Origin of the sequence: Secundilactobacillus pentosiphilus (genome assembly GCF_002217985.1) — a bacterium.
Lineage (GTDB): Bacteria > Bacillota > Bacilli > Lactobacillales > Lactobacillaceae > Secundilactobacillus > Secundilactobacillus pentosiphilus.
On sequence record NZ_BCMI01000004.1, the window covers coordinates 69,625 to 89,921 of the forward strand.

The window sequence follows — 20,297 nt, forward strand, 5'->3', positions numbered from 1 at the left end:
TATTAATTGATACGCCGTAGCGCTATCAAATATAGTAAAGGAGGCCTGAAGTCATATGAAAATATCTAAGCCCATTAGTCGTATGAACCAAGGCAAAGTGTGTCCATTTGAGTATAAAAGTGAGAAATACTGGCTGTATGTAGGCCTGACCACTGTAACAATGATGACGGGATTCGTTGTTAACACGACACTTGCTAGTGCTCAAACAACATCAGCTGAACACGTTTCAACAGTGCGAACAGCCCCCAAAAGTATCACGGAGAACCCCTCAACAAGTGATGCAACTAAGGTACAGAACAGTAAAAGTGTTGCATCAGACAGTTCAAGTTCTGCGACTACGACGTCTGCTTCTCAGGATAACGCTGGTGTTAGTCAAACGAATAATCTCCAAGGGTCTTCTTCGAGTAATACGACCAGCACGATGCCTGAAAATAAAGCTGGGGCGACTGATGTTGAGGTCGAACAAGACGTGGCAACTGCTGATTCTGAAAGGGCAGCGAGTGACGCTAAAACGAGTCAACCTACTCAAACTAACACTTCCAATGAAATTAATCATGATGACTATTTAAAAAATCTGGGAGTTGATGTTGATAAACTCAATTCAAACAGCGTTTTGAAAATCGCTTCTTTATTTCACATTTTCGCTAAGCAGGCGAGTTTAAACGCTGATACCAATGGTAATTTAGCCGTTGAGATTTTGAAAAACGCTAATGATTTCGGTACTCGTGGTACTTCGGACAATTTAACTGAAGGTGATATTGATTATATTCAACAATTAGAGTCGAATTTGATCAGTAATGCCTTTAGAAATCCCACATTTAATCATGTTGTGCTTGGAAAAGGTGTTCAGGTATCCACGGATGCGAACAATAAAGTTACGATTAATGGTGTCCGAATCGATAATTTAAAGCCGGAAGAAGTTTCCCAAGATGCTAATGGAGAAACGTACATTGATTTTGATCAAGTCTTTGCAGATCTCATTAAAGAATCAACTGATTTTTCCAGTCAAACAGATTCTGACGGTGTTAAAAAAGATTTTTCAGACCAAAATCAGCGGTATGTTGATGTCACCAACGCAACTTCATCTGATGGCATCGTTTATGTCAACGTGCCGGTAAGCAATCTGAGTGCACCGCAGGCGATCACGATTAAGGGCCTAGATAAAGATAGCCCAACAATTGTGATCAATGTCACTGATATTCCTGCAGAAGGTGTCCAAAATATTTCGACCCAGGTTCGGTTAGCTTATGGTACTGATCAGAAAATCGTAAGTAATGGTGAATCACACAATGAGCCCAATCACGTTTTGTGGAACCTGGGCACAGGAAATCAAACGTTTAATTTTAATAGCGGTCAATTTCTGGGCAGCATTCTTGCACCTAACGCCACTATTAATGCAGGTGTTAATATCGATGGCAACATTGTGGCCAATACAGTTAATATCAGCGGCGGGGAATCTCACCGATGGGACCTTCAACCACGAACGGTAACGGACAATCCACAAGGCGAAGTGCCGGATGGTATCCGGGCCTACTTCAAATCAGAAGTACCGACGGACAACGTTCCGCACACGTACGTCCAAGGCGAAGTGCCGGATGGCATTCGAGCCTATTTCAAATCAGAAGTCCCAACGGGCGATGTTCCGCATACGTATGTGCAAGGCGAAGTGCCGGATGGCATTCGAGCCTATTTCAAATCAGAAGTCCCAACGGGCGATGTTCCGCATACGTATGTGCAAGGTGAAGTGCCAGATGGTATCCAAGTTTACTTCAAAGCGGGTTCACCAACCGACAGCGTTCCGCACACGTACGTCCAGGGTGAGGTACCGGATGGTATTCGAGCTTACTTCAAAGCGGGTTCACCAACCGACAGCGTTCCGCACACGTACGTACAAGGCGAAGTACCGGATGGCATTCGAGCTTACTTCAAAGCGGGTTCACCAACCGACAGCGTTCCGCACACGTACGTCCAAGGCGAAGTACCAGATGGTATCCGAGCTTACTTCAAATCAGAAGTCCCAACGGAAGACGTACCGCATACCACAATTCCAGCTGTACCGACTCAGCCAACGACACCATCAACGCCGCAGCCTGCACAGCCGACGACGCCATCAACACCCCAACCTGCACAGCCGTTACAGCCAACAACGCCTTTACAACCGGAATCAGGCAAGGTAGTGACTACCGGTACTGATGAGAATCGAGCTTCGCGGATAGTAAAAGCACACGCACAACCTAGAATTGAGAATTTAGTTTCAGAGGATGGCGAAGCTGTGCCACGGGCTGTCGTTGAACCAGAGAAGAATGCTTCAAGCGATAGTCATCTGGTTTCAAAGGGGACTGCTATTAGACAATCAAAGCCGTCTAATACTCAGGCTTACACGCCGCAATTAAGCGAAGTTTCGGAAAAGCCGGTTTCAATCATAGGTTATGCTTTACTGGTTTTGGGCAGCTTAGTGAAGTGGTTGACCTTTAGGAAAAAACGAGAAAATTAAGGAAAATCGATCAGTACTTTGATTCCCCCAAACAACGACTACTGGTTGTTTTTATCAAAGTATTCGGTTCCTCTCCGAACCCATAAAAATAACCGCTAAGATTAAAATTCAATCTTAGCGGTTATTTTTGGTTTAATGTGAGATTAAATGGGTTTAACTTTTCCATGGAACTTAACGAAGTACAAAATCGTCATGATGGCTAAGAAAATAACACCGATCAGAATAGAAATCCGGGTTTCAGGGTTAAAGAACATGAACACTAGTGTGACAAATAAGAAAGCCAGTGTTAAGTAGTTTGACCATGGCGACAGCGGCATTTTGAACGGATGGTTAACCATGGAGTCTTGATGCTGTTTTCTGAATTCAATTTGACTGATCAGAATAACGATCCAAGGAATCATCCCGGGCAAAACACTAGAACTGTAAACCATCACGAAAATGTTGCTGGCATCTTTAAAGAAGTATGGCGAAACGAAGTCTAAAACAACTCCCAAGAAGATACCCAATGAAATTGCGATTACGGAATAGAAAGGAACCCCATGCTTGTTTAACTTCAAAAAGCTCTTTGGCAGCTGGCCGTTATTAGCTAGGGTGTATGACATCCGACTGGCACTATAGATCCCAGAGTTAGAACCTGATAATGCGGCGGTGATCACAACGAAGTTAATGATTGAAGCCGCTGAAGTAATCCCGACTTTTGCGAACGTTTCAACGAAGGGTGACCCCACGTTATTCAGTTCGTTCCAAGGATAAATACTTAAAATAACAAAAATAGCACCAATATAGAAAATCAGAATTCTAAAGACGGTGGACCGGATAGCCTTCACCAAGGTATGCTGCGGGTTTTCAGCTTCACCAGCCGTGACCCCGATCAGTTCAATCCCTTGATATGAAGCTAAAACAATCGATAGCGCAAAGACAAAGCCCTTAAAGCCGCCAGTAAAGAAACCGTGAGTCCAAATATTTGAAATGCCAATTGGATGGAAGTGGTTGCCAATACCAAAAACAATCAAACCAAGACCAACGATGATCATCAAGACGATAGTGACAACCTTGATTAAAGCAAACCAAAATTCAAGTTCGCCAAACATCTTGACGGAGACTAAGTTAGCTAAACACAGGAAAGTAATGGCGACGATCCCGGGAATCCAAGCGGGTAATCCGGGCCACCAAAATTTAAAGTAACCGCCAATAGCAATCATTTCACTCATACCAACAATTACGAATTGGAAAATATTGCTCCAAGCAGTTAAGTAGCCAGCTAGGGGACTGATATATTCGGTTGCAAACTTTGAGAACGAACCAGTATCTGGATCAACGTAAAGCATTTCCCCTAAAGCCCGCATGATCAGATATAGGAACATCCCGGCAATAGCGTAAGCAATCAATACAGACGGCCCGGTCCACTTGATAGTCGATGTGGCACCCATGAACAGCCCGACGCCAATGGTTCCGCCGAGCGCAATCATTTGCATCTGACGCGCACTCAATTTTCGTTTCATAATCTCTTATCCCTTTCACATAAAATGAGACACTCCGAGAGGTCAAGTCAACTATGACAACATCAAGTAATCTCTGTATTTAATGTCATCATATCGTGGATGATGTGAGCATGTTTCATCAATGTTTATTAGTTTTATATGAGAATAATGTTACACGAAACTCCGAATAAGTGCAAATAAAATCTCGTAATATGAATATATTTACGTTCAATCAGCGTTAGTTACGGCAACTTAGTTCAGGCATGCACATATATATTCAGTCATATCAAAAGAATGAAAAGTTGTAGAATGGTAAGGAAGACTAATAAGGAGGACCAACAGCACGCTATGATTGCACAACATCAGCTATGGCAGGGACTGAACTGGCTTTCGGTCGATCAGCCAGACAGCCGCGACTTTAATCAGTTGCGAGACACCTATCAAATTAAGAAAAAATATATTGGCTATATGAGAGATATTCGTGAACGAGCCCGTTTTGATTACGATACCGAAACCGGCTGCAGTTTATTGATTTTCCGATCTGTGAATCAGGGCGAAGAGGGACTTGATAGTACTGAGTATTTAGAGACAGTGCCGTTTTGCATCATTATCAAGGGAACGAATTTGATTACGGTGACCCACCCCAGAAACACCTACATCACGAATCTGCTAAAAGACGTGATCAAAGTCACCCAGTCCCTGTCTCAGCCGGCTGATAGTCTGATGACGTTGGTCTTCAAACTCATTTTTCGATTGAACGAAGATTATCTGGATCGAATCGATGAGATGAACAAGGCGCGTGAGTCATTGGAGAGCGTCCAGAAACGGCCGAATAATAAACAGATTAAACAGCTGTCTAATTTGGATAAACGGCTGGTTTATTTAAAAACTGCGGCGAATAATAACGTGATTGCCATTCGTCAGGTACAGGTCCTGTCGGATGCCGATGATGACCCGCTGACCTTATCGACCACTGAACTGCAGCATCTCAAAGACTTGCGCGTCGAAGTGGAACAGAGCCGTGAAATGGCCAATATTGCGGCTGAAATCGTGGAGCAGGTCGTGAGTTCCTATAGTAATATCCTGGATAATAGTATTAACAACACCATGAGACTGTTAACGGTCTGGTCGCTAGCCTTGGCGATCCCGCCAATTGTTTCCGGCTTCTGGGGGATGAACATGCCTTTACCGCTAGCGAAGGCACCTTGGGGATGGCTGCTTTCCATCGTGATTTCCGTCGTACCGATCGGGTTGTTGCTGTGGTATCTGAAAAAGCATCACGATATTTAGGCAAATTAAGCTTGACGAATGAGAAAATGGGGTATATATTAAAAGCACATTAATAAATGATGAGAAAAAGCAAATGCGATGATAAGGAGAGTAGCCATTAGTGACGGCTAAGTGAGCCCCGTAAAGTGCGAAGGGGTGTTTGAGCTAACGGTGAAAGTAGCCTTTGAGCAATGGATGCGATAGTTGAGTGTTCATGGTGTATCCGCCTTACTGGATCAGCGTATCGTCCCGGGACCGTACGTGAGAGGTGTTGACCTGCAAAGGTGACACGAATTAAGGTGGTACAGCGCATAAGCGCCCTTGATCGAGTGATGAACTTGATCAAGGGCGCTTTTTTCTTATTAAATTAAATCAAAATTGGAGTGTGATTTTAATGGAATTTGCAATGATCGGTGCAGGAGCAATGGGGTTACGTTATGGGATTTTGCTGCAGGAGGCCGGTAACGACGTCACGTTTATCGATACCTGGCAGCCGCACATTGATAAGATCCGTGAACAGGGCGGCGTATACGTTTCCCGTGATCATCAGGACCGCCACCTGGTTCCCATTAAACTAGAAACGCCTGAGACGTATCAGGGTGATCCGGATATGCTGATTTTCTTCACCAAGCAAATGCAGCTCGCCGATTTTCTAAAGCGCTGTGAACACTTCTTTAACGACCGTCAATACGCCTTTACCTGCATGAACGGCATGGGGCACATTGAAAAGCTGCAGCAGTACTTTGCGGATGACAAGATCATTGCCGGGACTGCCCTGATTGCCACCGTTTTAAACGGCCCTGGCGACGTTGATTTCATGGGTAAGCGTGGCGCCGGCAAGATGAACATGGCTAACTTGACGGAGAAACCCGACGAGATGACTCATAGGCTATTTGATGAGCTTCAAAAAGCGCAGATGAACCCAACCTTGACCACTAACTTTAAAGGCACCCTGATGACAAAGGTCATTTTTAACTCAGTGATCAATACGCTGTGCACGATGTTTGAAATCCCGATGGGAGAACTGGGCAACTTTGAAAAAGCATACGACCTCGGTCGCCAGCTCATCGATGAAGCTTACGATATTTGCGAACGTGCCGGTATTACGCTGGTTTCTACCCGTGAAGAAGAAATGCATGCCTTAGACATTAATACGCGGATCGATATGCCGCTGCATTACCCCTCCATGTATCAGGATATGATCCACGACCGGCCGACTGAGGTTGATTATATTAATGGTTATATTGCTGACCTCGGCCGTGAGTATCACTATGAAGCTAAAACCCACATTTTCCTCACTAATCTCGTTCACTTAGCGGAATACCACCGGGCAAACGAAAAGCAGGCTAGAGAAGCTGAGGCAGCACACGCTAAGACGGCTCAGAGCGCGTAAATCCCAAGCGGATGAATCGTATAACTGTCAGCCATCCGCGAAAGGGTCTCAAACAAAATGGCTCTCTGCTTAAGCGTGCCGGAAATTTCGATATAAAAGGAGTAGATGCCAATCTTTTGACGGGTAGGCATCGACATGATCGTTACCAGGTTTAAATGCGTTTTAGCAAAGTAGGATAGGATCTGGTAAAGAACGCCGACTTCCTCAGTTGGCGGTGTGATAAAAAGTGCGGATTTAAATGAAACAGTTTCATCTTCAACCGGTTGTGCAGGTACCTTCAACGCAGCCGGTTGTTTTTTGAAGATGATGAACCGTGTATTGTTATCGGTTTGATCCGCAACGTTTGGCAGCTTAAACGGAAAATCTGCCACGTCGAGTTGAGACTGCGGCATGATCGCGGCATCACCAGCCTGACCATCCCGCAGTTTTTCAACGGAAATCATGTTACTGGACGTGGTTATGATCTCTGCGTTGGGGAGTTGCGCCAATAAGTTTTGGCACTGCCCTTCAGTTTTGAATTGAACGAAGATTCGCTTAATGTCATCTAAACGACTAACTTTACCAGCTAAGCCAAAGTTAACGGGGACGGTGACTTCACCGATTTCCGTAATGTCCGCAACTTGCAGTCGTTGCAGCGTTGCCAAAACAAAACCGTCCAACTGGTTTTCTATAGGCAGCAAGCCAATACCATCAGGCGTGACGGCTTCGTAAACCTGATCAAAGGTGTTGCGGTAATCGATGTCGATATTGTCAATTGGGTGTAAGGTAAGGTATTTTCGGGCAGCGGCGTCAGCAAACGTGCCGGCAGGACCGAGTACAGAAAACGTCATTTTGAAACCTCCAAGGTCTTTTGATATGAGTATAGCTTAAACTGAGCGTGAAATGAATAAAGGTTGTGTGCAATTTAATTGCGATTTGACCTCAATCGTGGCAGAATGGTAGCAACGTAAAAGGGGGAAATGATATGACCACTCTTCAAATGAGTCAAGAGGTTCAAACACGATTGCAAAACCACCTGACGAATGGTAACGAACAGCTGATTTTAGACTTTGACGATGGTGTCGGGGCCTATTCGAAAGTCGGTGTCTGCTCACTGGACGTTAGCTTCCGTTTTCTAGTAGTTGACCAACAAGCCGTTGACGCGATTTATGATGAAACGCTGGCTAGTCCGTTAGGTCCTGTCTTGATTAAAGGGTACGCGGATAATTTTGTCAACGAAGCCCCTGAACTTAATCTGAATAAGTTTGGGCTGATCACTTTAAAAACAGCTGCCGGTGTCGTTGATACTAACGTGGAGATTTTAGATCATCCAGAAACGGTTGCTGCAGCCAGAGAATAAAAGCCTGATCAAGAATCAGTAAAAGGAGTCTATTCTGATTAGGAAAATTAGGCAACTTCTTGACTAATTAATAAACGCCACCTCAATATTGAGGTGGCGTTTATTAATATTAAATTTTGGGATTCAATGAGTGGGTTAAGTTAGACGTTTAGTACTTTATCCAAGAAGCTTTGCAGCCGCGGGTCCTTCGGGTGGTTGAAGATTTCATCTGGGGTACCCTGTTCTTGAATATTGCCGTCTTCAACGAAGACAACACGGTCGGCCACTTCTTTAGCGAAGCCCATTTCGTGGGTGACAACGATCATGGTCATCCCCTGTTTTGCCAGTTGTTTCATAACTGCTAGGACATCGCCGACCATTTCGGGATCAAGTGCTGACGTTGGTTCGTCAAACAGCATGACATCCGGGTTCATGGCTAGGGCACGGGCGATGGCGACACGTTGCTGCTGCCCGCCTGAAAGCGATTGAACGGTGGCGTTATATTTAGATTCCAGACCAACCTGTGCCAGTAATTTCTTAGCTTGTGCAGCAGCTTTTTCTTTGGATGCCTTCTTTAATTCAACGGGAGCCAGCATGATGTTTTCACTGACGGATAAGTTACTGAAGAGGTTGAAGTGTTGGAAGACCATGCCAATGTTTTCACGGATCTTATTGATATTAGCTTTCGGATCTGCAATGTCCATGTCGTCAATGACAATGGAACCGCTGGTGGGCGCTTCTAACCGGTTTAGGTTGCGCAGAAAAGTACTTTTCCCAGAACCAGATGGTCCGATAACGACCACCACTTCGTTATCGTGAACTTCCAGGTTGATACCCTTTAGAACCTGGTTATCGCCGAAAGTCTTAATTAAATTGTGTACTTTTACTTTGATTTTTTCGTTCATAACCGCACTCTCCTTTGAACCCAGTTAGATAGCCACGTTAACAGGGTAATGACGATCAGGTAAATAATGGCGACGATCGTCCAAACTTTGAACCCTTCCAAGTTGCGGGCGATGATAATCTTCCCGGTTTGGGTCAGCTCAATGATCCCGATAATCGATAGGATCGAGGTATCTTTTAAGGTAATGATGAATTGGTTGATAAATGATGGAATCATGATTCGGATTCCCTGAGGAAGGATGACACGCCGCATGGCTTTGCCAAATGGCAGGCCCAAGCTGCGGGCCGCTTCCATCTGGCCATCATCGACCGCGTTGATACCGCCTTTAACAAAGGCGGCAATGTAGGCACCTTCGTTAAACATCAGGGTAATGATCCCGGCGATAAAGGCGGGGATCTTCTGGCCAGTCAGGCTCGGAATCCCAGTGTAAATGAATAGGGCGAGCACTAGCAGCGGTAAGCCACGGAAAATGTAAATTAAAGTCGTGGATAGGCCGTTGAAAAACTTGTTCGGCACGACGCCTAGCAGCCCAACAATGACCCCAAACAGGGTGGCGAAGAAAATGGCGACAACGGTCAGCCAAACTGTTTGCTTGAATCCGCTTATCAAAGCCCCCTTGTTTTGTTTGATCAGTCCCATAAAGGTTCGGTCAGAAGTGGTATCAGAACTGCCCTTTGCACCGAGATAGCGTCTGGTGATTCGGGCATATTCACCGTTAGCCTTTAAGTCGGCGAGTCCGTTATTGAACATCCGCAGGAGCTTCTTATTGTGGCCCTTTTTAACACCAAAACCATAGGGACCGTTCAAAGTTGGCTTTGTGTAGATTTTAAGTTTGGTTCCTTGCCGAACGGCGTATTTCATTACTGGAGAATCTTCAAAACAGGCAGCCGAGTTGCCGGTTAAGACATCCTGATACATATCGTTGGATTCATCAAACGTGACAATTCTGAAGCCGTACTTTTTATGAATACTTTGTGCGTATTGAGCGCCTGAAGTACCGGTTTTAACGGCAACCCGCTTACCACGCAACTGACTGAGCTTAGTGATCTTGCCGTTGGGCTTGGCTGCCATCACCACACCTGACATGAAGTAGGGCTTTGAAAAGTCGAAAGTCGCTTCACGTTCCTTGGTGATCGACATGCCGGCAATGACACCATCTGATTGGCCAGATTGAACGCTTTGCACGGCGGAGTTAAAGCTGGTTGGCTTCATATTGACTTTAAACCCCTGATCTTTTGCAATGGCATGCATTAAATCAATATCGATCCCAACATATTTGTTTTTATTGTTGGCAAACTCAAATGGCGGGAAAGTAGAATCAGTCGCTATTTGATAAGTTGCCTCCGCTTTTGCCGGTGCGGCACCTAAACCTAGTGTCACAAGCAGTGCGAACAAAGCGGCCAAACCACTTATAATCCTGATAAAGTGACGTTTCATGTTATTCCTCCTCGGTATATGTAATAAAGCCTAACATCAGTTAATGAGAATATAATAACAGTAAAATAATAGAATGTTAAGGCTATTTCAGAAAATAAATTGAAAAATCTGAAAAATAATTCATTTTTTGGAATGTTGCCGGCCAGTTAACTATTAACATAGAGCACCACATTAGCGTCTTCGTTGATAAAGCAACGTTAAAGTTCTTATGCATTATCCTTATAAATATACGTATAAAATTGATTTGGTTAGTTGAGCATTAAAATTATTATGAGGAATACTTCTCATTTTTATAATTATTATCTAATGTTAAGCCGACAAAATCTCGAAGAGCTCGCTATAATAAGTTATTATTTCTCACATGAAAGGCTAAATTACCTGGGTTAACTGTATTTGCAACCGTATCTTAATTGTGTTTTAATTAAATTCTAATGGGGCTTTGGTGCCCTTTAAGGTGTTGATCCATAACACGGATAATACATAGGTTATTTTTGAGGAGGAATTTGGTTTGAAGTTTGAAGAATCTAAAGTGTTGCAGCATTTACCAAAGCAGTTTTTCGCTAGTTTAGTAGCTAAAGTTAACGCTAAAGCAGCGTCTGGTGCAGACGTGATCAATTTAGGTCAGGGTAATCCCGACCAGCCAACGCCTGATTTTATTGTGAAGGCCATGCAGCAAGCAACCGCTGATCCAACCGACCATAAGTACTCACAGTTTCGCGGCATGCCGCGGTTAAAGCAGGCAGCCGCTGATTTCTACAAACGTGAATACGGCGTGACACTTGATCCGGAAAAGGAAGTGGCGATTCTTGGCGGGTCTAAGATTGGTCTGGTGGAGCTGCCGTTTGCGTTATTAAACCCTGGCGATACCATGTTGCTGCCGGATCCGGGTTATCCGGATTACCTTTCAGGTGTCGCTTTAGCGCAAGTTAAACTGGAGCTTATGTCACTGTCATCAGCTAACCAGTATTTACCCGACTATCAGCAGTTAGACCCGAAAGTGGTTGAACGGGCCAAGTTAATGTACCTTAACTACCCGCATAATCCGACTGGCGCGGTGGCAACACCAAAATTCTATGAGGAGACGGTTCAGTTTGCTAAAGAACATCACATTGGCGTGGTTCAGGACTTTGCTTACGGTGCCATTGGGTTTAATGGCAAACGCCCGGTCAGCTTCATGCAAACGCCTGGTGCAAAGGACGTTGGCATCGAAACTTACACCTTGTCAAAATCGTATAACATGGCCGGCTGGCGGATCGGCTTTGCCGTGGGTAATGCCGATATGATTGAAGCAATCAACTTGATTCAAGATCACCTCTTCGTGTCAGTTTTTCCCGCGATTCAGGATGCCGCGGTTGCGGCACTGAACAGTGACCAGTCATCCGTTAAATCACTGGTGGCACTGTATCAAAAGCGACGCGATGATTTTTACGCTGCTGCTCGTAAGATCGGTTGGGAACCGTATCCTTCAGGCGGGGCGTTCTACGCCTGGATGCCCGTTCCCAAGGGGTATACCAGTGAGCAATTTGCCGACGTTTTGTTAGATAAGGCGGCGGTCGCCGTTGCACCTGGTAATGGTTTTGGCAAGAGCGGCGAGGGTTACGTCAGGGTTGGCCTGCTGATTGATGAACCCAGGTTCACGGAAGCTTGTGAGCGGATTGGGAAGTTGGGGCTGTTTTGAGAGAGTGTAAGACGAGGCGTTTTGCCCCAGAATATAAGGGAAAGAAGCGGTGTTCCAGGTGGTTTTCCTGGAACACCGCTTCTTTCCCTTATATGGCAGGGGCGTGCCGAGTCGCACAGGTTTAGGCTAGCTGAAATTAACACAAAAAAATACGGTGTCTCCTGGCCGTTAGTTTAACCAGGAAGACACCGTATTAAGTGAATCTAAATTAGTTGCTAGGATTCTTCTAATATAGTAGTAGCTTTTTTCAAAATTTTAACGTTCGACGTGTAGCAGTACGGCTCCCATACCCTTGTCAAACGTGGCTTTCCAGTCACCTTCAGTCAGGGATTCAGGGAGTAGGAAGGTACCGCTTGAAACCCGCTGGCCTGCCTTTAGCGGCATACCTTGTTCGTCTAGTTTTTGGACTAGCCACTGCAGCGAGTTAAGCGGGTTGCCAAGGACTTCAGAAGCTTGGCCATCCTTTAGCTTTTTGCCGTCGTGGAAGAGTTCGCAGGAGACATTAGCGAGATCCTCCGGCTTCTCAAATAGCCGGTCCGCATCGTTTTCTTCACCGTAGACCACGTAACCGCCAACGGCTGCATCGGCCATGACCATGTATTTGGAGAGGCTTGGGAACCAGTCGCTGAACCGTGAGTCAGGGACTTCAACGGCCGGTGCCACGGTGGTTTTATGGAAAAGGTCTTCTAGTGAATCGTTGGCTGAAAGGTCTTCTTTAGCGGTGAACATCATTTCAACTTCGGCTAGTGGATCCATGACGTCACTAGCCTTAACGTTGTGCGGTGATTTAACAAAGTGGCTCTTAACTTGAGCACCGTATAGCGGGCAGTCGGATTCGAACATATCCTGGGTCTGTTTGCTGGTCAGGGATACTTTGTAGCCGCCAACGGCTTCGTTCTTATCCGCTGTTAGCTGACGCTGAACGCGGTAAGCTGCGTCTTCACTGTCTGCTAGACCGGTATAATCAGCTTCTTTAAGTGGTTTGCGTGTCTTGTATGCGGTGTAAAGATCCTGTGCTAACTTAGCTTCTTTTTCTGATAATGTTTGTTTGCTTAATACTTGTTCACTCATGGGCGAGACCTCCAAAATTATGTTTAATATGTGATCGATTGAAACTATGTGCTGAAACAATATGTGTTGATAATATGTGTGCTGACACGATATGTGATGGACCTATGTGAAACTGATAGAGTACGTTATGTGTTAAGAAAGCTAGTAAAACGTATGTGTGACCCGCCCAGGATCGGTGGGTTCAATGAGAAATTGCACTTCATTTGCGCTTGAAAATCTGATAATATGTGTAATCTGAATGTCGCTATCATCTGAGCTCTTAATGCCAACTTCCAATTGTCCTCACCACCTTTAATTTTGTATTTTAAATTCAGGGAACGAAAAAGCGTCCTTGACCGCAATCTGCTTGCGATTAAGGACGCTTTCACGTGGTACCACCTTAGTTTATAATCTCATTACTGAAATTACCTCTCACGTACGGCATAAATGCGATACGCTTGGCACGATAATGGGTGCACCCCAATGTGTTCTACTACGGTCTAGCCGGTTCGGCACACAGCTCAGAGATGATCATCGCGTCCACCCGTCATTGCCTTTCACCTGCCGGCAACTCTCTATATCCGAAGTGGAGTTGATGTTTCTCGTCAACGCTTTTCATCTGAATTTAATGATTGACATTAATCTACACCCTGTATTGGGGATTGTCAACACTAAAATGTGAAAAACATTAAAATAATTTCTAGAAGTACACGATTCTCTAATGTGTTAAAAGCAAACCTGATGAAAAGATTCACTAAAGTGATGGATGAACACATCTGGAACAGTATGGTATACTTTGGACACATTCAGAATAATTACTGTAAATAAATTAATTGACGATTAAAGCGGGGGTAAAACTGTGAAACTATCAAAATTTCTATTTGGCACTACAATTGGGTTAGCTGCCGGTTTACTAGCCCTGTACTATAAACGAGATAATACCGTTCAAGCGCCGGCCAAAAGACCGAATACGAGGGTTTTTGAGGATTTTTCTGCAATCGATTTAAGTGAGTTTACCGATCATTTAACCTTAGCAGCAGCTGATAAAACAGCTTTAGTACTGGAACAAAATGATAATGAATATGTGGGTGAAGGCAGCTTGACCACGCCGGTTTTTGACTTGCCGCAGTTTAAAAACTTAGTCGCTTCGTGGAACGCGTTAACACCCAAAAAGACTAGCGTTCAAGTAGAAGCGCGGATAAATCAGGATGGCCGCTGGTCTGCTTGGCATAGTTGGGGGCGCTGGTCAACTAAAGCCTTGAGCGCCAGTGTGAAACAGGATAAAGAAGATCCCCTTGCCGGTATTGATACGGATACGCTAACGGTTAAAGCTGGTGCGGGAACCCAGGCACAGCTGCGGGTCCATCTGTATACTGGAGACCCACAGCAGACACCAGTGCTTAAACTAGTTGCGGCTAGTGTGAAGCCGATTCACCATGATTTGATGGTGGACAAGCACGCCGTTTCGGTTGATCGCGTTATTGCGACCCCAGCGTACTCTCAGGAGATCCGTGATCCTAAACTGGCACCGGGGATTTGCAGCCCGACTACCGTCTCCATGGCAGTTAACCGGCAAAATGCCGATATTCTACCCGAAGAATTGGCATTGCATAATTTTGATAAAACTTACAATGGTTTTGGTAACTGGTCGTTTAGTATGGCTGCGGCCGGCAGCATGGGCTACCGTGCTTATATTGCCTATACCAGTCTGGATGGTCTTCGGCGGCAAATCTTAGCCGGTTATCCAGTGGGCGTGAGTGTTCAATATACCAACGATCCGGATAATGGTGAGCTGCCCTACGTTGAAAATGCAATGGGGGACACGACTGGTCATTTGTTACTCGTGACCGGTTTTACCAACTTGAACGGGGTCGACTATGTCGCGGTCAATGATTCTTACGCGGACAATAATGAAGATGCTAAACGGCTCTACCGGCTTGATCAGTTCAGCGAAGCATGGCATTCTCGAATGGCTTATATGATTGGCGGTAACTATCACGGTTATGAGCGGCTGATGCAGCCTAGCCGGGAGACGGTATCACTGATCGCAAATGATGAGCGAACCGCTTTTACGGTGCAGTTGGCAGATGAAACCATCGCGATGACGCCTGACATGATCAAGCAGACCGATACTTTTGACCAACGGACAGCGACGATTGCCTATACCTTGGACGACGGCGGTCAGTTTGAAACTACTGCTCAAAAGCATTTTGACTATGCTGATGTCGACGAAGAGGGTCGAATCAAGCTTGACTTGGCTGAAATTAAGCAAGTGCATCCTGATGCAACCACGCTGACGGTTTACGTGATCAGAATGGTGGCACCCACGCTTGTGGGTACCATTTCGTTGACAGATCATAATGACTGATTTTAAGGCTGCAATGGCAGGTAATTATACAGTTGCCGACCGGCCAAATGATGTTAGAATTCGTTATATCATTATCCATGCCACTGAGTTAAGCTATCATGATACCATTGCGCGGTTTCAAACGCCGAACCAAGTCAGTGCTCACGTTGTTATTCGCCAGCGTGATGGGTATCGGACGGCAATGGTGGCACCTCAAAACGTTGCCTGGCATGCCGGCAACTGGGACATGAACTGCCGGTCACTGGGTATTGAGCAGGAAGCTTATGTTGAGCAACCGGCTAGCTTTACCCAACCGATGCTGTACACACTAGCCGCCCAGATTCTAGAGTGGTCAACTCAGTATCATATTCCGCTAGATCGGGCTCATTTGCTGGGTCACGACAATGTGGCTGCCCCGACTCAAGCCGCTGAACCGGCGATGCATCGGGATCCTGGCTGGTATTTTGACTGGGAGGCTTTGTTTCGGCAGCTGGGGGTTGTTTCCAAGCCTAAGCTGCCGGTAAACATTGGCCACGCGGTGGAAATTACCAGGCCTTACGCGGATCTATTTCAGCGACCGACGTTTCAGAGCGGTTTGATTGGCAAACAGTCAGAGCCGCTCTCGCATCGTGTTAGCTACGGTCAGGCGTTTGTTTGTGCAGCTAAGGATGGAGACTGGATCGCCATTAATTTTAGCGGGCAGCTCGGCTGGCTCAAGGAAGACCAAGTAACCGGTGTTCAACGGCCAAGCTTAAAGGTAGCACATCAAATCGGCTTATACGGATCAACCCAACCCGGTGCACCTGCGATTGACATTTTACAACCGGGAGAACAATACGTGATCTCGGATGAACTGGCTGGCCTGCAGACTAGTGATGTATCAGGCGAGTTAACCGTCCAAAAGACCGGTGATTTATTTTGGCAGATCTGGTATGGACATCGAATTGGGTATGTGAAAAAGTGATGAATGATTAACAAACGTGCTGAAAATGACGATATGTCGTTTCTCAGCACGTTTTTGTTTGGCAGCAAGGTAAGCTGAGCGATCGAATTTGACATACAGTATATATGCAGTTTAAAATTACGAAAAGATCGAATAAAGGCTGATAGCAGGCCATTTAAACCGATTTGAGATATTTTCATAAATATAAAAATAGTAACACCGAAAAATTTTCATAGTTTCCCCATAGTTTGTTAACTTTACTCAGGTAAACTAAGATTATAAAAAAAGAGCGAATGTATATGATATACAATCAAGCGCTCCAAGAAATGAGGGAAATCCTATGGCATCGCAGTCTCACAAAATCAATGGTGTTTCACTTACTGCTTTAGTGATAACGACCGCGATTGGTTCCGGCATTTTTGCCTTGAGCAGTGATCTGGCAATTGCTGCTGCTCCGGGGGCTGCACTAATTTCCTGGGCGATCGTTGGTTTCGGTATTTTAATGTTAGCGGCCTGTTTAAATAATTTACTGAATAAGCGTTCTGATTTAGAGGGTATTTTTGCTTATGGCAAAGCGGGGTTCGGTCCCTTTGTCGGTTTCATCAGCGGCTGGGGCTACTGGATGTCGGCTTGGTTAGGCAACGTGGCTTTTGCCACCGTCTTTATGAGTACGCTAGGGTATTTTTTTCCAATTTTTCAGCGGGGGAACAGTCCGCTGTCAATTTTGGTAGCAAGCGTCATTGCCTGGTTACTGACACTGTTAGTTAACCACGGGGTGGAAAGTGCCACGTTAATGAATACCATCATTACCGTCTGTAAATTGATCCCCATCTTTACGTTTATTGTCGTGGCCATTGTGTTATTTAACGGGCATATTTTTACCACTCAATTTTGGGGTAACTTTAGGGGTATCCTGACGCTGGGTGCCATTGCACCGCAGATCAAAAGTAGTTTAATGATCATGATGTTCGTGTTTGTTGGGATCGAAGGGGCCACAATAATGGCTTCGCGGGCTAAAAGCCGTAAAATCGCGGGGCGTGCCACGCTGATCGGTGTTAGCTGCCTGCTTTTCATTTATGCGCTGGCATCGATCTTACCTTACGGGTACCTGTCTCGTGCTGAGCTGGTCCAGATGAAACAGCCCGCGATGGTCTTTATTTTTGAGAAAATGGTGGGTCAGTGGGGCGGCAGCTTTATTAGTATTGGTATTTTGGTCTCCATCTTAGGCGCCTGGCTGTCTTGGACCATGTTGCCGGCGGAAACGCTCGGGATGATGGCTGAACAGGGATTGATCCCTAAAGGTTTTGCTAAAAAGAACAAGCACGGTGCGCCGACCCTTGCCTTGATTACGACCGCTAGTATGGTGCAAGTCTTCATGATCGTTCTGGTTTTTGCGGAGAGGGCTTATGAATTTGCGTACAGTCTGTGTACGGCTTCAATTGTGGTTTGCTACGCCATTGTTGCGGCTTACCAAATCAAATACTCATGGCAAAATCGCGGCCAGAAGGGGAACCGGCTGCAGCTGCTGATCGGTGTGGCGGCCCTGATGTTCCAACTAGTAGTGATTACCTTGTCGGGTCTGCAGTACTTGTTTATCTGTTTGGTGGTTTACGTACCGGGTATTATTCTGTACGCCTTAACGTTGAAGCAAAATACCGGCCAGTATTTGAACCGGCTAGAGTGGTCAGCTTCAGTGTTAATTGTGAGTGGTGCGGTGATCACCGTGGCATTGATGATCATGGGTCGAATCAATCTGTAAGTTTAGTTCACCTGTTAACGCTAGTTAGTCCAAAATCTATAAATAATAGATAAATAGTTTGGCTATCCTAAATTTAGGCTTGTCTTCCGGCCCACGAATGTTATAGTTATTCTTGGGAAAAGGAATCAAATGTGTAATTAATTAGGAGGATTTTATGCTTACAGAAGACGATTTTGACGCAGAAGTAATGACTTACAAACGGTTGCTGTTAGCCGTGGATGATGACGATGATGAGTCGTCACGTAAGGCGTTCAACTATGCTTGCACGTTGGCTCGGACATTCGAAATACCGCTGGGTATTGTATCGGTGATGGAAACTGGTGACATGAATATTTTCCAAACGCTATCACCGGATGTGATCAAATCGCGCAGAGATGATATCTATCATGACTTGAATACTTATGTCAGCAAGGCTAAGGCGTTTGGCGTAAAAGAAGTTAAACCACTGATTGGTGAGGGTAAACCGGAACGGGTCATTTTGGAAGAAATCATTCCGGATTTCAAACCCGACCTAGTATTATTGGGTTCGCATAAGCGCCGGGGCAATTTGAGAATTGGCCACGTTGCGGGTGAAATCATGAGAGAAGCTAAGGTGTCGGTGATTATTGTAAAGTAAAGAGTGCGGAACAACGCGGTTAAAGACCGGAGTATAAGGACGCCCCACCATAAATCCCGGGTTTGGATTTATGGTGGGGCGTCCTTATACATAGGTCTTTGCGTTGAGGAGCACGTTTCGGCTAGGTAAAAGCAAAGAGGCGTCAATCCCGGGTTTGGATTTATGGGGCGCCCTTATACATAGGTCTTTGCGTTGAGGAGCACGTTTCGGCTAGGTAAAAGCAAAGAGGCATCCCGGGTTTGAATTTATGGTGGGACACTCTTATACATAGGTCTTTGCGTTGAGGAGCACGTTTCAGCTAGGTAAAAGCAACGTGCGAAAATCTCATACGAACAAAACAGCCGCGCTCCCAATAAGGGAACGCGGCTGTTTACATTCATTTAAGTTCAGTATTTTCAATTTGTTCCAATAGTTTCTGATTGTTATTCATCCGGGCAAAAGCTTTAGCATCGTTGATCATTTCCATGATAGCATCACTACTTTTACCTTCTGCAATGGCGTTTTGAGCACGGCGGAAGCAGATGCGGGCTGAATAATAAGTGACGTGATTGTTGGCACAGATCTCATAACCGTACTGTAAAAGTGAGTCACTGGTTTTATAGTCTTTAACCTGGGCAAAGTACTCCGCGGTGTAGAAGACCATATTGAGAGCCCGCCAGATTGCCTTGTTGTCGGTTAATGGTAAGGTGTGTAAACCGTCAAAGACTTTCTGGAAGAAAAATTCACTCTTTTGATTTTCGTTGTTATGACCGTAGGCAATTCCGCTGCCAGTGTAAGCCAGCTGCGTAAAAATGGTGCTGTGGGTGTCATCTAGGTCATTAAGAATTAAGTTAAAGTAGTACAAGGTATCAGCAATCGGTTTTTCCAGTAACGCTGACAAATAACCTTTAACAAAGTAATACTGCATTTGACCGTGAACGGAAAGGTTATCAAAATCAACCTGATCGAGGTCATTGTTGGCACTGTCGTACTCGCTGGTGATCAGTTTGTATTCAGCACGATCCAAGAGCTGATTAGCTTTTGATTGAGCGGGTGGATTAACCGGAAAGACATCGTCAAGAGTCAAATTTAAACGGGCACAAAGCTGCGTCAAAATGCGAATCGCAGGTGCCTTGCCAGAATTTTCAAATTTACTTAGCGTCGCTTGCGTACAGATACCATCACAGAGTTCTGCCTGTGACAATCCCATCGCCTTACGGGCTTTGATAAAACGTTCAATATTCATGATCGATCATCCCGTATCTAGTATTTGAATATATTATACCAGATATTTTATATAGCGCTAATGCCTGACTGCGACATAATCTAATTGGTTAGTGATACGCCACCATTTAAAGTGTTTAATTAACTGAAATAGCGAAGATAAAATCGAAGCTGGTCATTAATTAAAATTAAAAGAGATGTTATCAGCAAACGTTACGAATAATTTAATGAAAGAGGGCCAGTGCAAGAGCACTGACCCTTATTTTGGGTTGGAACTATTCAAAACTCAATGCATATAAGGCCTTAAAATGCTATTAATATACATAAATAAGCTTATTTTTGATAAATTCAGTAAAAAATATTGCATTTTTTGAATGATGAGCCTATAGTAGAACGCATACGAAA

15 protein-coding genes are annotated in these 20,297 nt (G+C 45.0%); 9 read left to right on the forward strand and 6 right to left on the reverse strand.

What is annotated here, in order from left to right; translation table 11 throughout:
* Positions 1-55: 55 nt before the first annotated feature.
* Positions 56-2,494 (forward strand): collagen-binding domain-containing protein, encoded by a 2,439-nt coding sequence (locus tag CES81_RS02980; RefSeq protein WP_089120618.1) that lies wholly within the window; start codon positions 56-58, stop codon positions 2,492-2,494.
* Positions 2,495-2,637: 143 nt separating this feature from the next.
* Here the strand turns inward: CES81_RS02980 and CES81_RS02985 are convergent, their stop codons facing one another.
* Positions 2,638-3,996 (reverse strand): amino acid permease, encoded by a 1,359-nt coding sequence (locus tag CES81_RS02985; RefSeq protein ID WP_089088613.1) that lies wholly within the window; start codon positions 3,994-3,996, stop codon positions 2,638-2,640.
* Positions 3,997-4,323: 327 nt separating this feature from the next.
* On the opposite strand from CES81_RS02985, the gene CES81_RS02990 reads away from it, so the two are divergent.
* On the forward strand, positions 4,324-5,265 hold the full coding sequence (locus CES81_RS02990) for a magnesium transporter CorA family protein (protein ID WP_180949703.1): 942 nt from the start codon (positions 4,324-4,326) through the stop codon (positions 5,263-5,265).
* A 373-nt stretch (positions 5,266-5,638) separates the two neighbouring features.
* Positions 5,639-6,637, forward strand: a complete 999-nt coding sequence (locus tag CES81_RS02995; RefSeq protein ID WP_089120620.1) for a ketopantoate reductase family protein — start codon at positions 5,639-5,641, stop codon at positions 6,635-6,637.
* Here CES81_RS02995 and CES81_RS03000 read toward each other — a convergent pair.
* The gene (locus CES81_RS03000) at positions 6,625-7,467 is read right to left on the reverse strand and encodes a prephenate dehydratase (protein ID WP_089120621.1); all 843 of its coding nucleotides are present in this window, start codon (positions 7,465-7,467) and stop codon (positions 6,625-6,627) included. The two genes, CES81_RS02995 and CES81_RS03000, sit on opposite strands and share 13 nt — an antisense overlap.
* A 134-nt stretch (positions 7,468-7,601) precedes the next feature.
* Between CES81_RS03000 and CES81_RS03005 the strand changes: the two genes are divergently transcribed.
* Positions 7,602-7,976, forward strand: coding sequence for an iron-sulfur cluster biosynthesis family protein (locus CES81_RS03005; protein ID WP_089120622.1), 375 nt, complete (start codon positions 7,602-7,604; stop codon positions 7,974-7,976).
* Positions 7,977-8,116: 140 nt separating this feature from the next.
* Here the strand turns inward: CES81_RS03005 and CES81_RS03010 are convergent, their stop codons facing one another.
* Together CES81_RS03010 and CES81_RS03015 are read right to left on the reverse strand one after the other, a co-directional pair.
* Positions 8,117-8,860 (reverse strand): amino acid ABC transporter ATP-binding protein, encoded by a 744-nt coding sequence (locus CES81_RS03010; protein WP_089088608.1) that lies wholly within the window; start codon positions 8,858-8,860, stop codon positions 8,117-8,119.
* Positions 8,857-10,296 (reverse strand): amino acid ABC transporter substrate-binding protein/permease, encoded by a 1,440-nt coding sequence (locus CES81_RS03015; RefSeq protein ID WP_089120623.1) that lies wholly within the window; start codon positions 10,294-10,296, stop codon positions 8,857-8,859. Before CES81_RS03015 ends, CES81_RS03010 begins: the two co-directional genes overlap by 4 nt.
* Positions 10,297-10,804: 508 nt before the next feature.
* On the opposite strand from CES81_RS03015, the gene CES81_RS03020 reads away from it, so the two are divergent.
* A complete protein-coding gene (locus CES81_RS03020) occupies positions 10,805-11,974 on the forward strand; it encodes a pyridoxal phosphate-dependent aminotransferase (RefSeq protein WP_089120624.1) in 1,170 nt (389 codons plus the stop codon).
* A 255-nt stretch (positions 11,975-12,229) separates the two neighbouring features.
* Here the strand turns inward: CES81_RS03020 and CES81_RS03025 are convergent, their stop codons facing one another.
* A complete protein-coding gene (locus tag CES81_RS03025) occupies positions 12,230-13,045 on the reverse strand; it encodes a 2-keto-4-pentenoate hydratase (protein WP_089120625.1) in 816 nt (271 codons plus the stop codon).
* 838 nt (positions 13,046-13,883) lie between these two features.
* Between CES81_RS03025 and CES81_RS03030 the strand changes: the two genes are divergently transcribed.
* The 4 genes from CES81_RS03030 (at position 13,884) to CES81_RS03045 (ending at position 18,689) form a co-directional block, all read left to right on the forward strand.
* Positions 13,884-15,392: a C39 family peptidase gene (locus tag CES81_RS03030; protein ID WP_225356334.1), complete on the forward strand. Its 1,509-nt coding sequence runs from the start codon at positions 13,884-13,886 to the stop codon at positions 15,390-15,392.
* Complete coding sequence (locus tag CES81_RS03035) at positions 15,385-16,335, forward strand: N-acetylmuramoyl-L-alanine amidase (protein WP_089120626.1); 951 nt, start codon at positions 15,385-15,387, stop codon at positions 16,333-16,335. The genes CES81_RS03030 and CES81_RS03035 overlap by 8 nt, the downstream gene beginning before the upstream one ends.
* A gap of 319 nt (positions 16,336-16,654) precedes the next feature.
* Positions 16,655-18,073, forward strand: a complete 1,419-nt coding sequence (gene arcD, locus CES81_RS03040) for an arginine-ornithine antiporter (protein WP_089120627.1) — start codon at positions 16,655-16,657, stop codon at positions 18,071-18,073.
* Between the two features lie 154 nt (positions 18,074-18,227).
* On the forward strand, positions 18,228-18,689 hold the full coding sequence (locus CES81_RS03045; RefSeq protein WP_089088602.1) for a universal stress protein: 462 nt from the start codon (positions 18,228-18,230) through the stop codon (positions 18,687-18,689).
* Positions 18,690-19,065: 376 nt separating this feature from the next.
* Here CES81_RS03045 and CES81_RS03050 read toward each other — a convergent pair whose 3' ends face one another.
* Positions 19,066-19,914 carry a helix-turn-helix domain-containing protein gene (locus CES81_RS03050; protein ID WP_180949704.1) on the reverse strand — a complete coding sequence of 283 codons (849 nt, stop codon included), beginning with the start codon at positions 19,912-19,914 and terminating at the stop codon, positions 19,066-19,068.
* Positions 19,915-20,297 lie beyond the last annotated feature (383 nt).